The sequence below is a fragment of the Litorilituus sediminis genome (assembly GCF_004295665.1).
Taxonomy (GTDB): Bacteria; Pseudomonadota; Gammaproteobacteria; order Enterobacterales; family Alteromonadaceae; genus Colwellia; species Colwellia sediminis.
The window spans coordinates 1,564,158-1,578,898 of record NZ_CP034759.1 but is presented as its reverse complement, the minus strand read 5'-3'; the positions used below and the strand labels follow the sequence as shown (position 1 = coordinate 1,578,898).

Annotated in this window: 15 protein-coding genes and 3 tRNA genes; 15 read left to right on the top strand and 3 right to left on the bottom strand. The window is 38.5% G+C overall.

Translation table 11 applies throughout. The features are described from left to right. Positions 1-122: 122 nt before the first annotated feature. The gene (locus tag EMK97_RS07060; protein ID WP_170176731.1) at positions 123-1,463 is read left to right on the top strand and encodes a magnesium transporter; all 1,341 of its coding nucleotides are present in this window, start codon (positions 123-125) and stop codon (positions 1,461-1,463) included. Between the two features lie 215 nt (positions 1,464-1,678). Here EMK97_RS07060 and EMK97_RS07055 read toward each other — a convergent pair whose 3' ends face one another. After that, on the bottom strand, positions 1,679-2,560 hold the full coding sequence (locus EMK97_RS07055; protein WP_130600716.1) for a GGDEF domain-containing protein: 882 nt from the start codon (positions 2,558-2,560) through the stop codon (positions 1,679-1,681). A 411-nt stretch (positions 2,561-2,971) separates the two neighbouring features. Here EMK97_RS07055 and EMK97_RS07045 point away from each other — a divergent pair, with 411 nt between their 5' ends. The 14 genes from EMK97_RS07045 to EMK97_RS06980 all read left to right on the top strand — a co-directional run bounded on the left by EMK97_RS07045 (position 2,972) and on the right by EMK97_RS06980 (position 13,593). After that, on the top strand, positions 2,972-3,232 hold the full coding sequence (locus EMK97_RS07045; protein WP_130600714.1) for a hypothetical protein: 261 nt from the start codon (positions 2,972-2,974) through the stop codon (positions 3,230-3,232). Continuing rightward, entirely contained in the window at positions 3,225-3,434 is a 210-nt protein-coding gene (locus tag EMK97_RS07040; protein WP_130600712.1) for a hypothetical protein, read from the top strand. Before EMK97_RS07045 ends, EMK97_RS07040 begins: the two co-directional genes overlap by 8 nt. 42 nt (positions 3,435-3,476) lie before the next feature. Further along, entirely contained in the window at positions 3,477-3,683 is a 207-nt protein-coding gene (locus tag EMK97_RS07035) for a hypothetical protein (RefSeq protein ID WP_130600710.1), read from the top strand. Positions 3,684-3,943: 260 nt separating this feature from the next. Beyond that, on the top strand, positions 3,944-4,153 hold the full coding sequence (locus EMK97_RS07030; protein ID WP_130600708.1) for a hypothetical protein: 210 nt from the start codon (positions 3,944-3,946) through the stop codon (positions 4,151-4,153). Positions 4,154-4,173: 20 nt separating this feature from the next. Next, entirely contained in the window at positions 4,174-4,623 is a 450-nt protein-coding gene (locus EMK97_RS07025) for a regulatory protein RecX (RefSeq protein ID WP_130600706.1), read from the top strand. Between the two features lie 70 nt (positions 4,624-4,693). Next, complete coding sequence (gene alaS, locus EMK97_RS07020) at positions 4,694-7,324, top strand: alanine--tRNA ligase (protein WP_130600704.1); 2,631 nt, start codon at positions 4,694-4,696, stop codon at positions 7,322-7,324. Between the two features lie 425 nt (positions 7,325-7,749). Beyond that, positions 7,750-7,947, top strand: a complete 198-nt coding sequence (gene csrA, locus EMK97_RS07015; RefSeq protein ID WP_130600702.1) for a carbon storage regulator CsrA — start codon at positions 7,750-7,752, stop codon at positions 7,945-7,947. Between the two features lie 269 nt (positions 7,948-8,216). Next, positions 8,217-8,308, top strand: a tRNA-Ser gene (locus tag EMK97_RS07010). 4 nt (positions 8,309-8,312) lie between these two features. After that, positions 8,313-8,389, top strand: a tRNA-Arg gene (locus EMK97_RS07005). Positions 8,390-8,467: 78 nt separating this feature from the next. Next, positions 8,468-8,544: transfer RNA gene (locus EMK97_RS07000), tRNA-Arg, on the top strand. A gap of 829 nt (positions 8,545-9,373) precedes the next feature. Further along, complete coding sequence (locus tag EMK97_RS06995) at positions 9,374-9,649, top strand: OadG family protein (protein WP_130600700.1); 276 nt, start codon at positions 9,374-9,376, stop codon at positions 9,647-9,649. A gap of 19 nt (positions 9,650-9,668) precedes the next feature. Continuing rightward, a complete protein-coding gene (gene oadA / locus EMK97_RS06990) occupies positions 9,669-11,456 on the top strand; it encodes a sodium-extruding oxaloacetate decarboxylase subunit alpha (RefSeq protein WP_130600698.1) in 1,788 nt (595 codons plus the stop codon). 8 nt (positions 11,457-11,464) lie between these two features. Further along, on the top strand, positions 11,465-12,598 hold the full coding sequence (locus EMK97_RS06985) for a sodium ion-translocating decarboxylase subunit beta (RefSeq protein ID WP_130600696.1): 1,134 nt from the start codon (positions 11,465-11,467) through the stop codon (positions 12,596-12,598). A 164-nt stretch (positions 12,599-12,762) separates the two neighbouring features. After that, positions 12,763-13,593: a M48 family metallopeptidase gene (locus tag EMK97_RS06980; protein WP_211342279.1), complete on the top strand. Its 831-nt coding sequence runs from the start codon at positions 12,763-12,765 to the stop codon at positions 13,591-13,593. Between the two features lie 68 nt (positions 13,594-13,661). Here the strand turns inward: EMK97_RS06980 and pdxH are convergent, their stop codons facing one another. Continuing rightward, the gene (gene pdxH / locus EMK97_RS06975) at positions 13,662-14,315 is read right to left on the bottom strand and encodes a pyridoxamine 5'-phosphate oxidase (RefSeq protein ID WP_130600692.1); all 654 of its coding nucleotides are present in this window, start codon (positions 14,313-14,315) and stop codon (positions 13,662-13,664) included. 173 nt (positions 14,316-14,488) lie between these two features. Beyond that, on the bottom strand, positions 14,489-14,701 hold the full coding sequence (locus EMK97_RS06970; RefSeq protein WP_130600690.1) for a PA3496 family putative envelope integrity protein: 213 nt from the start codon (positions 14,699-14,701) through the stop codon (positions 14,489-14,491). Positions 14,702-14,741: the final 40 nt, after the last annotated feature.

Below are 14,741 nucleotides of genomic sequence, written 5' to 3'. Positions count from 1 at the left end.
ATTAAGGGGTCCTTTAGTTCATTTTGTCCTATTGAGGATGCCATTGAGATTGAACAAAAACTGACGACTGATTTTTTTGAAATTTGGAATCACTGCTTGCAGCATTAATTAGGAGAGTATTTGTGGAAGGTTTAACAGAGATAACTGAAATTAATGAGCTTATAGAGTTACTAGAGCAGGAGCAAGTTCAGTTACCTTCACATTATAGCGAGCTTAATGCTGGGCAGTGGGCGCGCATTTTGGAAGGCTTAACTAATGATATTAGGTTAAAACTGTGGCCGCATATTGATGCGTCGTTAAACAGTGCCATTTTAGTGGAACTTCATGAAGATACCTTGCAGCAATTTCTTGCTGTACTTCCGCAAAAGTCGATAGAAAAAACCGTTTGTTCCAGTACGCAGGTAGAAACTGTTGAAATATTAGAAGCACTTCCTCAAAAAACTGCTCGTAGGATTGTTAAAAAGCTATCTCCTGAAGCGCAATCTCAAGTAAAAGTATCATTTAGTTATAAAGAAGATCAGGTTGGACGTTACGCGAATCAACAAGTTTATACCATTGACGAAAATGAAAATGTTGCAGAAGTTATCGCTGAAATTAAAAGTGGTGAAAACACATTAGAATCAAGCAATTTTATTGTTGTTAATAAAGATATGCACTTCATAGGTGAAATTTCTATCAATGAGCTGTTAAACGCAAAAAATAAAGAAAAAATCGCTGAATTGGTCAATACAAGCGATTCAACATTAAATGATCTTCAACTACTATTAGATGCATCTAATTTAGTAAAAGAAAGTCAAAGAAACTACTTGCCCGTTATAAGTAATGATGGGCGCTTTGTCGGTATATTTTCAATCCAAGACGCTTTAGATGTTTTCCAAGTTTTTTATGAAGCACAAGTTGCCCATATGGGTAACGTAAGTGATGAGGATTTATTTTCTCCAGTGCTACTTAGTTCTAGAAGAAGAGCTGTATGGCTTGGAATTAACTTAATTACTGCATTTTTAGCGTCAATTGTAATCGGCGTATTTGATAAGGTGTTACTTGAAGTTGTCGCGCTAGCGGTATTAATGCCAATCGTAGCAAGCATGGGAGGGATCACCGGAAGCCAATCGCTAACCTTAACGATAAGAGGTTTGGCGACAGGTCAAATAAGTAAAGGTAACTTGAGTGTATTAAGAAATAAAGAGTTTTTAGTTGCCTTAATAAACAGTTTGTTTTGGGCTTTACTTGTTGCTTTTGTTTGCCATTATTGGTTTGAAAACGCTACGTTAGCTCTCATTCTCGCGGTTTCAATTGTTATAAATATGCTTGTCGCTTCGTTATCAGGTGTTTACATTCCTGTAGTTCTAGAAAAATTTGGGGTAGATCCTGCTATTGCTGGCTCTGTGATATTAACGACAGTAACTGATGTTGTGGGATTTTTTGTCTTTTTAGGCGGTGCAACTTTAATTTTCTTAAGTTAATACACCAAAGCTTAGGCAGTAAAATATGTTGCAATTAAATAACTTATTAATAGAAATAGTAGCAAAGCAATATCGACTGTATTAATTTTTAGCCACTTCATAGATATACTCATTTACGTTTAAGTTAGATAACTTTAGTGGCTAAGTATTTAATTGAAAAGCTAAAAATAATTAACCTAACGACAATAATTTTTGATGGTGATGTTCGCCTTAAATTAATTAATAATGTAATGAGTGCCTTTAATTTTTTTAGCTTGATAAACAGCTTTATCAGCTGATTCTAATAACTCTTTTGATGCTTTTGTTAGTTCGCCAATAATCGCTATAGAAGTTGCACCGATTGAACATTTTATTTCGATATCTAGGTTGTTAATTTGTTGTGACTTAGATAGACACTTGACTATTTTTTTTGCCATTAATTCTAATTCAGGTTTTAAGGTGTCAGGCAGTAATAGTACAAATTCGTCGCCACCGAACCGAGCTATGGTATCTGTTTCTCTAGATACCGATGATACTAACTTGACAAACCTTTTTAGTAGCTCATCACCAACGTCATGACCGTACAGATCATTAACAGGTTTAAAATCATCTAAATCAAAGTAAAGTAGGCTTACGGCTCGTTTATTTCGCTTTGCTGATTTTAATGTTTGCGTCAATCTATCTTTAAATAATAAGCGATTAGCAGCCCCTGTCAGGGGGTCATAATGAGCCAAGTTGGTAAGCTTTTGATTTAGCCTGAAATCTTGCATAACAGACTTGATACCATGTTCAAGTAATCTTATGGTAATTGCTGGTAATGGAATGGTATCGATGGTTAACTTACTGTGTTTTGGTAGGTTAAAACCGTCAAATTCATTGGTAATTACTAGGATAGGTAATAATTTTCCTGTTTTAGATAGGTGATTATGAAGAGGTTTGAATTTCTCTTGAGTAACAATAATAAGTGAGAATTTTTTATCGGCTAAATCACTTGCTTTTTCAAACTTGTAGATATTGTCGATAATTAATGAGGTTAAATTGAGTGTAGAAGTAACCCAGTTGGCTATTTCAATAGAGCCACTATAAATTGCTAATTGATTTAGTTTTTTCACATTCATATTGAAGACTTTACCCTGCTAAGCTTTTAGTTGTTTTTGCTTTGTTACCTAATAAAGTTAACATATTTTACAATGCCTTGTTTGCTGATAACAGAGTCAATCACGTTAACATATAGGTCGGATATGACTTACTTAATGTTGCAGGGACGACAAGCTTTAGGTGAGCATTTTTACATTGATGCGGCTAATGTATTTATTGCATTTCATAGTTAACTTCAGCTTTGATTGTTTGTTTACACTTCAATCATGACACCTTGATGTCGAATAAGGGAGGAGATTATCACATCAGGTTAGCTAATTGCCCTTTCATGAAGCTAAATAAATTTTGTCACATCGACAATTATTATTTGCTTTTCTTTTTTCAAGCTCAGCCATAGATTTAGCCATAAATTTAATCCCTAAGGAAAAGCAATGAAACTTAGCAAATTAATCGTGTTTAGTTTGTTAGTGACACTAAATGCAGTTGCGACAGAAATTGGATCAGAAAATTTAGCTCCGCCGTCTCAGGTAGAGGAATATTTCTATTACTGTACTGATACACTGTCTGATGAGGAAGGTACTGATGAGCATATCTTGAACTGTGTTAATTATCAGCTAGTTGATTCAGGCTTTAAGCAATTTTCGACATACGCTGAAATGATAGCTCACATAAATAAAAAGGGTGATGAATAACGAACAACATATGAGTAATGAGTTGAAGTTAGCTAAGGAAATTCTATCGTTAGGCATCATAGATACCAAAGAATGGGAGATTGATGAAAACGAGCTAATCGATTACTTAGTAGTTTGTATTAAAAATGAGCTTGAAGCAAATGACAACAATCTTTTGTCTTATGCACAGAACGTCGAGCTTATTAAAAATTTAAACGGGTAAAATTACCAATAGTTTGATTAATTCAATTAAGAGATAAAGAGCATGAGCATTGAAGACTTTGATTACGATGAGGAAGAGGAAGAGGAGTGGGAAGATAAATTCCAAATTTCATACACAACGGGTAAACCTTCTCCAATGAGAACTCGTCGAAAAAAAGTAATACCATTATGGCAAAAGATTGAGCAGCTTAAAGATGAAGCGATACTCAAGAGACAAACGGAATTAGATGATTATTCATATTATGATTGATAGTTTAGTAGGGGTTACTGTATTTATCCTTGACCTCGAAGAATAGAAGCTATTATCACATCACATAAATTTAAGAAAGCGACCTTAGTGTCGCTTTTATTTTGTTTGTGAGCATGAGAAGTGAGTAGGCAGTGTAAACCTTTGGTAATTGAAACGACCTGGCACGAGATATAGATAATCAAGAAGAAAGCTTAAGCTTGATAGCTAGCTTGTATCAAAAGTAATTAAAAAGACTTGATAAGTACAATGAACGAATTATAGTGCGACAGGGGATTAAACTAAAATTTACTGACTTTAATCAAACCACGGTGGAGCAGCAATCTAACCGTTGTTTTGAGCCATTGTTTAAGGATTTATTTATTAAAGCTTATAAGCGAGCTAACTCAAGAGGAGTTCGTTTAATTGGTTTAACGCTAGGTTTTGAAGAGAGCCAACAGCGTGAGCAGCAGCTGTCCCTACCTGATTTTTAACCCACGAAGAAGAACCCACAGTGAAGCAAACTGCCTTACAATGTGCTGTTGGCTTGTTAGCTCGGCGCGAACATTCTGAACATGAACTGGCACAAAAATTACGCCAGCGCGAGTTCAATGAGCAAGAAATAGATGATGCAATGAGCATATTGCTAGAAAAAAACTATCTGTCAGATGAAAGATATGCCGAAAGTGTTTGTCGGTATCGAGCAAGTCGGGGTTATGGCTGGCGATATATTGCTAACGAGTTACAACAAAAAGGGGTTTGTTCAACAATTATTCACGATTTGCGTAAAAACTGTGAAATTGATTGGTATCTTCAAGCCGAGCTTGCGTATAATAAGCGTTTTGGTATAAAGACCATTAGCGATCAGAAAGATAAAGCCAAAAGAATTCGCTTTTTACAATACCGTGGCTTTTCTCACGAAGAAACCATGACGGTAATTAATGCCAGTGAGCAAGCTTATTAAGCAAAATAGATAAGTTACTGTAAAGAGAAAGCAGTACCCAGTTTTAATAGATTGAATTATTGAGAACCCCATGATTAGAAGCACCGCCGAAGTACGTCAGGCATTTTTAGACTTTTTTGCCACCAAACAGCATCAAATAGTCAAGAGTAGCTCTCTTGTTCCTGGTAATGATGCAACTTTACTATTTACCAATGCTGGTATGGTGCCATTTAAAGATGTGTTTTTAGGCGCTGAGAAGCGCAGTTATACCAGAGCAACCTCAGCACAGCGTTGTGTGCGAGCAGGCGGCAAGCATAATGATTTAGAAAATGTTGGTTATACTGCACGCCATCATACGTTTTTTGAAATGTTAGGTAATTTTAGTTTTGGTGATTACTTTAAAGAAGATGCCATTAGCTATGCGTGGGAATTTTTAACCGAGGTGTTAGGCTTACCAAAAGAAAAGCTATTAGTTACTGTTTATGAAACCGATGAAGAAGCTTTTTCATTTTGGAAAAATAACATAGGCGTTCCAGAAGAAAAGATCATTCGTATTGGCGATAAATCACCAAATAAGAAATATGAATCAGATAATTTCTGGTCTATGGGTGATACTGGCCCATGTGGACCTTGCTCTGAAATCTTTTATGATCACGGTGAAGAAATCTTTGGTGGTCCTCCGGGTTCACCAGATGAAGATGGTGATAGATTTATTGAAATCTGGAACATTGTTTTCATGCAGTTTAATCGCCAAGCCAATGGTGATATGGAGCCATTACCGAATCCATCGATTGATACCGGCATGGGCTTAGAACGTATTTCTGCCATTATGCAGGATGTGCACAGCAACTATGAAATCGATTTATTCCAAGCATTAATTAAAGATACTGCCGCTTTGCTTGATTGTAATGACTTAGATAATAAATCATTACGTGTAATTAGTGATCATATTCGTTCTTGTTGTTTCTTAATCGTTGATGGTGTTGTCCCGTCTAATGAAGGTCGTGGTTATGTACTACGTCGTATTATTCGTCGCGCCATTCGCCATGGTCATAAACTTGAAGCGAAAGGGCATTTCTTCCACAAATTAGTGGCTTCACTGATTGAGCAAATGGGCGAAGCTTATCCTGAGTTGGTACAACAACAGCATATTATTGAAAAATTATTGCGTATTGAAGAAGAGCAATTTGGTCGCACGCTGGATCGCGGCATGATGTTGCTAGAAGAGATTCTAGAAAACCTAGAAGGCGATACTATCAGTGGTGATGATGTCTTTAAACTGTATGACACATACGGCTTCCCGGCTGATTTAACTGCAGATATTGCCAGAGAGCGCCAGCTTAATATTGATCATAATGGTTTTGATGTTGCTATGGGGCTGCAACGTGAGCGAGCTCAACAGGCGAGCCAATTTGGTACTGATTACAATCAACAGTTAAAATCAGATCATAAAACGGGCTTTAAAGGCTACGATAACGATTCATACTCAGCAACGATTGTTGAATTATTTAATAACAAAGATCAGGAGCCAGTAAGCCAGCTTAATGCAGGTGAAGAAGGCATTGTTATTTTAGATAGAACGCCATTTTATGCCGAGTCTGGTGGTCAAGTAGGTGATACAGGCTTATTACATTTAGATGGCGGCGTTTTTGAAGTTAAAGATACGGTAAAACTAGGTGATGCTTTTGCTCACCGAGGCGTTGCTCGTACTGATATGGGCGTTAATCGTCGCGTTAAAGCTGAAATTGATGTTGAACGTCGAGCGGCGATTGTTAAAAACCATACAGCAACTCACTTATTACACGCGACACTACGCAAAGTGTTAGGTGAGCATGTAACTCAGAAAGGCTCTTTATGTGATGCTGAAAAGCTTCGTTTTGACTTCTCGCATTTTGAAGGGGTAACAGCCGAGGAGCTAGAAACTATTGAGCGCATGGTAAATGAGGAAATTCGCCGAAATCACGTGAAAGAAACAGAATCTATGTATATCGAAGAAGCCAAAGCGAAAGGTGCTATGGCATTGTTTGGTGAGAAATACGATGATGAAGTTCGCGTGGTTACCTTAGGTGATTTCTCAATTGAATTATGTGGTGGTGTTCATGTTGAGCGCACCGGTGATATAGGCTTACTGAAAATAGTATCAGAATCAGGTATTGCCGCAGGGGTGCGACGCATTGAAGCGGTCACTGCGAATGCCGCTTTAGATTTTATTAACCAACAAGCGGAAACCTTATCTGGTGTCGCTTCTTTAGTTAAGACTGATGTTGCTAATGTTGCTACTAAGGTTGAGCAATTAATTGGCCGTACTAAGCAGCTTGAAAAAGAAATTAGCCAATTAAAGCAAGAATTAGCGGCGCAGGCTGGTTCAGACTTGCTAAGCAACACCATAGAAATTAATGGTGTGAAAGTGCTTATTGCTGACTTAGATGGTGTAGAAAGCAAAGCCTTACGTGGTATGGTTGATGAGCTTAAGAATAAGATGCAATCAGGTATTATTATGCTGGCAACGGCAAATGGCGGTAAAGTGGGCTTGATTGCCGGCGTAACTAAAGATTTAGTTGCTCAAGTGAAAGCGGGTGAGTTAGTGAATATGGTTGCTCAACAGGTTGGCGGTAAAGGGGGCGGTCGTCCTGATATGGCTCAAGCAGGTGGTAGTCAGCCAGAAAATATCGCTAGTGCTTTAGCATCAGTACAGCCTTGGTTAACAGAAAAGTTAGGCTAATCTTTCCTGTTAAAGCTATAAAAAGTTATCAACAGTAAAAAGGAAGCCTTGGCTTCCTTTTTTTGTCTCTTGTAAAGCTAATGTTAACGAAATTAACCTTGTAGTTAAAACAGTACAAAGAAACACTGATTCAGGACAATAAATAACAGTTTTACGGTTAAAAAGTCGCTATAAAACTATTCAAGGGCATAGAAAGCTTGTTAATATGCCGCTTACTAAACTGACAACCTTAGTTTGGTTTTTGTCAGTTGATTAAAGCTCATTAATTTTGCTTTGGGAATAAAGTAATTTTGATGAAATATGATTTTTTATGAAAACTTTACTATTACTTAATAGGGAGTTGAGTAAAAAGAAACTAATTCTATATATTACTAGCTTATATATATTTTTTTAGTGATTCTCATTTTTTAGAAAAGGAAGATATAATGCTTATATTAACACGACGCGTAGGTGAAACTTTAATGATAGGTGATGAAGTCACCGTAACTGTTTTAGGCGTTAAAGGAAATCAAGTAAGAATAGGTGTTAATGCGCCAAAAGAGATTTCAGTACACCGTGAAGAAATTTACATGCGTATACAAGCTGAAAAAGGTGATACGGAAGTATCTGGTAATAAGCTTTAATTTATTGAGTGATATTACCCATAGAAGCGCCACATTATGTGGTGCTTTTTTTTGCCTATTTTTCTAGAGTGCTAATTTATACACAATTTATGATCGATATACTAAGGACAAAAAGCTCTCTCAGTAGCTGTCTTTTTACTGGTCATTAGTAGCAGAATGGTTAAAAACTAGCATTATTGTTTGAATTGTCAGCAAACGATTCAAAAAGACAAATAAATGCTAAAAAATGTTTGACTTATTTCTGAGATCCATTAATATTCGCACCCACTGGAGAGGTGGCCGAGTGGCCGAAGGCGCTCCCCTGCTAAGGGAGTATCTGGTTTATCCCGGATCGAGGGTTCGAATCCCTCCCTCTCCGCCATTGCGGACGCGTAGCTCAGCTGGATAGAGTACCTGGCTACGAACCAGGCGGTCGCAGGTTCGACTCCTGCCGCGTCCGCCACTTTTATTTAGCAATTTAAGTGGCAATCAATGGCAAATCAGCTAATGTTAAGGCTGACTAAAGAAATTTTCATACCGCGGACGCGTAGCTCAGCTGGATAGAGTACCTGGCTACGAACCAGGCGGTCGCAGGTTCGACTCCTGCCGCGTCCGCCACATAAGAAACCTAGCTTTTAGCTAGGTTTTTTTTTGCCTGAAATTCCCATTCGACTAGCCAGCTAAATATCTGCGCTTCAAACAACTTCTTGCTCACTTTCTATTGAGACAAGCGCATTGCATGAGAAATTAATACCAAGTTAATTAAGTATTTGATCATTTAGCGAGAATTAAAAAGCTTATAGGCAAGGCGCTAATTGCAAAGAATGGTTATTCCATTGTTAAAATTAGCAACGCTGCATATAAGCTTTTTAAACTCGCCCTTTGGGAGTTCAAGAATAACATGATAACTGCACAATATTTACTTGATGTAGAACGACTATATCTTCATAAACCTTGTTTGTTCTAATGCTATTCTTGTAACTCTAAGTGACTAAATATTTAATCAAATTGGTATAAGATGTAAATGAATATCTTGCCACTTGTATTGCTTTTATTAAAAGCAGATTAACTTGCTCTATGTTTAAAACAAACCTAGGTTATTTTCACTGCTAACTCTCTTAGTTCTATATAGGATAGTTGATAAAACTTGCTTATTTTTAAAACGCATGTGTGAAATAATATTCACGCTTTGTGAATAAAGTGAGTCTGCATGTATATTGTATCCAATTGTGTTATTTTCTCTTGAAAGTCTTGTTATTCATATAAGTGATAATGTATACAATATTAAGATATGCGAAATTGCATGCATATTTATTGAAAAAAGCCTGAATAAATGCGTTTTTTGCTATTGACGGGGAATTATTTTTCTGAAACGGACTAAAACCATTTGCAATTTAGTGATTGGAGTGATTATTCTAATTGTACAAATTTTGAATGAGACTAAAAAATGGACAATATGCAGCTGCAATTTATCGAAGCTGGCACATTAATGTTAGCCGGTATGGTATTTGTATTCGCTTTTTTAAGCTTACTAATTATTTTTATTAATACGGTTTTGGCCAAGTTATCGGTTAAGTTTCCTGATCCGGTTGCCAAACCAAAAGCTCGTTCAGATCGCAAACCGAAAAAATTAGCGCAAGGTGAGGTTTCTCCTGCCGTTGTTGCTGCCATCAGTAGTGCTGTTACACGCTATCGTCAGCAACACTCGCAACCTAAATCATAAAATTATAAAGGGTACTATCATGAGCAAACCATTAGGAATTACTGAAGTTGTATTAAGAGACGGGCACCAATCGTTGCTTGCAACTAGGTTGAGACTTGAAGATATGTTGCCAATTGCCAAAACACTGGACGAAGTGGGCTACTGGTCAATTGAATCTTGGGGGGGAGCAACGTTTGATTCTTGTATTCGTTATTTGGGTGAAGATCCTTGGCACCGTATCCGCGAATTAAAAAAGGCTATGCCAAATACTAAGCAACAAATGCTGTTTCGTGGTCAAAATATTTTAGGTTACCGTCACTATGCTGATGATGTGGTAGAAAAGTTTGTTGAGCGCGCTCATGTAAATGGTATTGATGTTTTCCGTATTTTTGATGCCATGAATGATGTACGTAATTTGCAAACATCGATTAAAGCCGCAGTAAAAGTAGGTGCTCATGCACAAGGGACGTTAAGTTACACTGAAAGTCCTGTGCATACTTTAGAAGGCTGGCTAACTATGGCTAAGCAGCTTGAAGATATGGGCGCACACTCTCTATGTATCAAAGATATGTCTGGTTTGTTAAAGCCTTATGATGCGCAAGAGTTGATTAGTCAATTAAAAGAAACGGTGTCATTACCGGTTGCTTTACATTGTCATGCAACAACAGGCTTAAGTGTTGCTACGCAAATGAAAGCCATTGATAGTGACGTTGATGTTATTGATACCTCAATTTCTTCTATGAGTATGACTTATGGTCATTCACCTACCGAAACCATAGCTTCAATTGTTGAAGGTACAGAACGTGCTACGGGTTTGAATGTTGATAAACTTGCTGAGGTTGCCGCTTATTTTCGTGATGTTAGAGAAAAGTATGCACAGTTTGAAGGCAGCTTAAAAGGTATTGATGCGCGAATTTTAAGTGCGCAAGTTCCTGGCGGCATGTTAACTAACATGGAAAACCAATTAAAAGAACAAGGTGCTGCTGATAAGTTCGATGAAGTGCTGACTGAAATTCCGAAAGTGAGAAAAGATTTAGGTTACATCCCGCTGGTGACACCAACCTCGCAAATAGTCGGTACGCAGGCGGTGTTAAATGTACTAACAGGTGAGCGTTATAAGTCTATTACCAAAGAAACCTCAGGTGTATTAAAAGGCGAATACGGCGCCACTGCAGCACCAGTGAATGCAGATTTACAAAACAGAGTGCTTGATGGTAATGACGTCATTACTTGTCGCCCTGCTGACTTACTTGATCCAGAAGTGGATAAGCTATCAAGTGAACTACAAGAGCTAGCGTCAGAAAAGAATATTACTTTAGCTGATGATGTTATTGATGACGTATTAACTTATGCACTGTTCCCGCAAATAGGCTTGAAGTTCTTAGAGAATAGAAATAACCCAGAAGCGTTTGAGCCAGTGCCAACAAAACAAGCAGCAGTTAAAACTAGTGAGCCAGCGTCTAAAGCGTCTGCATCAGCTACTGCGCCAGAAAGTTATGCCGTTAGTGTTGATGGTAAAGTATACGATGTTGTCGTTGCTCCTGGCGGCTCTATTGAGTCGGTTAGTGTCCCTGTTGGTGATGAAGCAATTAAACAGTCAGCTTCTATTTCGGCAGAAGAAACATTAAACGCGCCACTTGCCGGTAATATCTTTAAAGTGCTTGTGAGTGAAGGTGATCATGTTGAAGCGGGTGACGTTGTCATCATTATGGAAGCGATGAAAATGGAAACAGAAGTGCGCGCCTCAACGTCAGGTCAGATTGTATCCTTATACACCAAAGAAGGCGACTCGGTTGCTGTTGGTGATGCCTTGCTAGGCTTTTCATAGGAGTTAGCATGGATTCATTATATACATTGTGGATGTCAACGGGCCTAGCTAACTTTGAAACAGGCCAAGTGATTATGATGCTCGTTGGCTGTGGCTTGCTGTATTTAGCTATAGCTAGGAATTTTGAGCCGCTGTTGTTATTGCCTATGGGCTTTGGTGCCATTTTAACGAATATTCCTGTGGCTGGCTTTTCAGAAGTAGGCGGGTTATTACACTATATTTACTACGCTGGTATTGATACGGGGATTTTTCCACTGATCATCTTTATGGGCGTGGGTGCTATGACTGACTTTGGTGCCTTGATAGCAAACCCGAAAACCTTGCTGTTAGGTGCTTCTGCGCAATTTGGTATTTTTGCCACCTTATTTGGTGCTATCGCTTTAAATGTGATCCCGGGGATTGAATTTACCTTAAAAGATGCCTCTGCTATTGCCATTATTGGTGGTGCAGATGGACCAACAGCGATCTTTCTAGCCTCGAAATTAGCTCCTGAACTATTGGGCGCCATTGCAGTAGCAGCCTACTCGTATATGGCTTTAGTACCCATTATTCAGCCGCCAATTATGAAAGCGTTAACTAATGAAGAAGAGCGTAAGATTGAAATGGCGCAGTTACGTCATGTAACTAAGATTGAGAAAATCATCTTCCCATTGGGTGTGTTGTTAATGACAATATTTTTCTTACCCGCAGCAACACCGCTTGTAGGTATGTTTTGTTTGGGTAACTTAATGCGTGAAGCTGGTGTTGTTGATCGCTTAAGCTCTACCGCACAAAATGAGTTAATTAACATTACGACCATTTTCTTAGGATTAGGTGTAGGTTCGAAACTAAGTGCTGAATCATTCCTAAATGTAGAAACGCTAGGTATTTTAGCTTTAGGTGCGGTTGCCTTCTCAATTGGTACAGCATCGGGGGTATTAATGGCTAAAGTGATGAATAAGTTCTCTAAAGAGCCGATTAACCCGCTAATTGGTGCGGCCGGTGTATCTGCGGTACCTATGGCGGCAAGGGTTGCTAATAAAGTTGGTTTAGAGGCAAATCCGCATAACTTCTTATTGATGCATGCCATGGGACCCAATGTCGCCGGTGTTCTTGGCTCTGCGGTTGCTGCGGGTATTTTATTGGCTTTAGTTGGTGGTTAATTCGATTGGTATAGCCAGTTAAGCTATATCTGAAAGATGAAAAGCTCAGCATTAGGCTGAGCTTTTTGTTTTATGGTCTTGGTAAAAATTTTACCTCAGTGGCATATAGTAATTTAGTGAATTAGTTTTTAAAATAGCGATACTTTGATAAAGATGGAATGATTATGAAAACAGCCTCTCTCGCTTGCATTGCTTTACTTGCCTTAAGCGCTTGTTCAACCTCGACGACAGGTAGAAAGCAAGTGATGTTATTTTCAGAAACTGAGCTGAGTAAAATGGGCGCAGCTTCGTTTGAAGATATGAAAAAGCAAACGCCGATAAGTAGCCATAAAGCAACCAATGAATTCGTTCAATGTGTCGCAAGTGCGATTACCAAAAATGTGCCTGCTTCTGCTCATAAGGGCGAGTGGGAAGTGGTGGTTTTTGATTCGGCGCAAGTTAATGCCTTTGCTTTACCTGGTGGCAAAATAGGTGTTTACACTGGCATTTTAAATGTAACGGAAGATCAAGACCAATTAGGCGCCATTATAGGTCATGAGGTTGGTCATGTAATTGAACATCATTCAAATGAGCGTTTATCTGCCAATAAGTTATCTAACATAGGTATGGCGGTGGCGACGGTTGCTGTTGGCGCCAGTGATCTAGAAAATAAAGGCTTATGGATGGCGGGTCTTGGTGTTGGCTTGCAATATGGCGTTATTATGCCTTATAGCCGTTCACATGAAAGTGAAGCGGATATTGTTGGTCAAGAGTTGATGGCAAAGTCTGGCTTCAATCCCAAGGCGAGTATTAAGCTATGGCAAAATATGGATAAGTTAGGTGGTAATGCACCAGCAGAGTTTATGTCTACGCACCCGTCAAACCAGACACGGATCAAGCAATTAAATGCACATTTAGCACAGTCAATGCCGTTATATCAGCAAGAAAATAGTCCTAACTGTAAAAAGCCTAAAGTCATTCCTAAGCCGCCTGCAGCTAAGGAAAAGTTAGGGTAAAGGAAGAATAATAACATTATTCGATAAACGTGTTATTAGTAAACACGTTTATCGTCATAGCGTTAATATTAGGGATGCAGTTTATGCTGTTGCCAGTTGCCATCAACTAACTGAAAACACACTCTGTCATGCAAGCGGTTAGCGCGCCCTTGCCAGAACTCAATATAATGTGGTTTTACTCGCCAGCCCCCCCAAAACTCAGGGTGTGGTACTTCACCTGTAGCAAACTTTTCACTAAAGTGTGCCATACGTTCGCTTAGTTCATTATCGTGTTCAAGCTTTTGGCTTTGTTTTGAAGCCCATGCACCGACTTGGCTGCCTCTATCACGACTGTGAAAGTAGTTTGCTGATTCTTGTGCACTTACTTTCTCTACTGTACCTTCTATGCGAACTTGCCTTTGTAGCACGTTCCAATGAAACAGTAAGGCAACCTTGCTGTTATCTTGTAACTCTTGGCTCTTTCGACTGGCGTAATTGGTATAAAAAACAAAACCTGCATCGTCATAGCTTTTTAGTAAAACCATACGAGAACTCGGTTGACCATCATTGCCACAGGAGCTTACTGACATTGATTCGGGCAATAAAATACCTGATTTGTTGGCATCCTCAAACCAGTGCTCAAAGAGCTCAAGCGGGCTAGTGTTTGCTGATATTTTAGGTAAGGGTAGTGCGACACCTTGACCAAACGTGAATAAGCAGCGGAGTTTTTCAAAAAGAGTCATAGCTTGTGTGTATTTGTACAACAAAGTAGGTGTATTTTAGATATTAAAACTATGATTGCAATAGTAAAGCTGCTTTAGCTTCAGATTTGTTTGAGAGGAGATAACTGCAAGTGCTTTGTCGTGTTTAACACTTGCAGGGAATTTTTTGTTTAGCTTGTGAAGCGGGTCATCAATTACCAGTCTTCACTGTCGTCTAAAAGTTCTTTTAGGCGCTTTTTCTCCATTAATTCATCAATTTTTTTTCTGGCAAGCACATTCTTTTGTGCTTGTTCTTGCGCTTTTTTATCTGCAAGTGTACTGCTTTCTATATTGGTGTCAGTACTATCTGCTGATTCACTATCAGTGCTCAAATCATCAGAGAAGTCATCGTCAATATCATTTACCATTGTTTCTGCCTTATCATTTTCATGGTGGTTAACTGGGCTA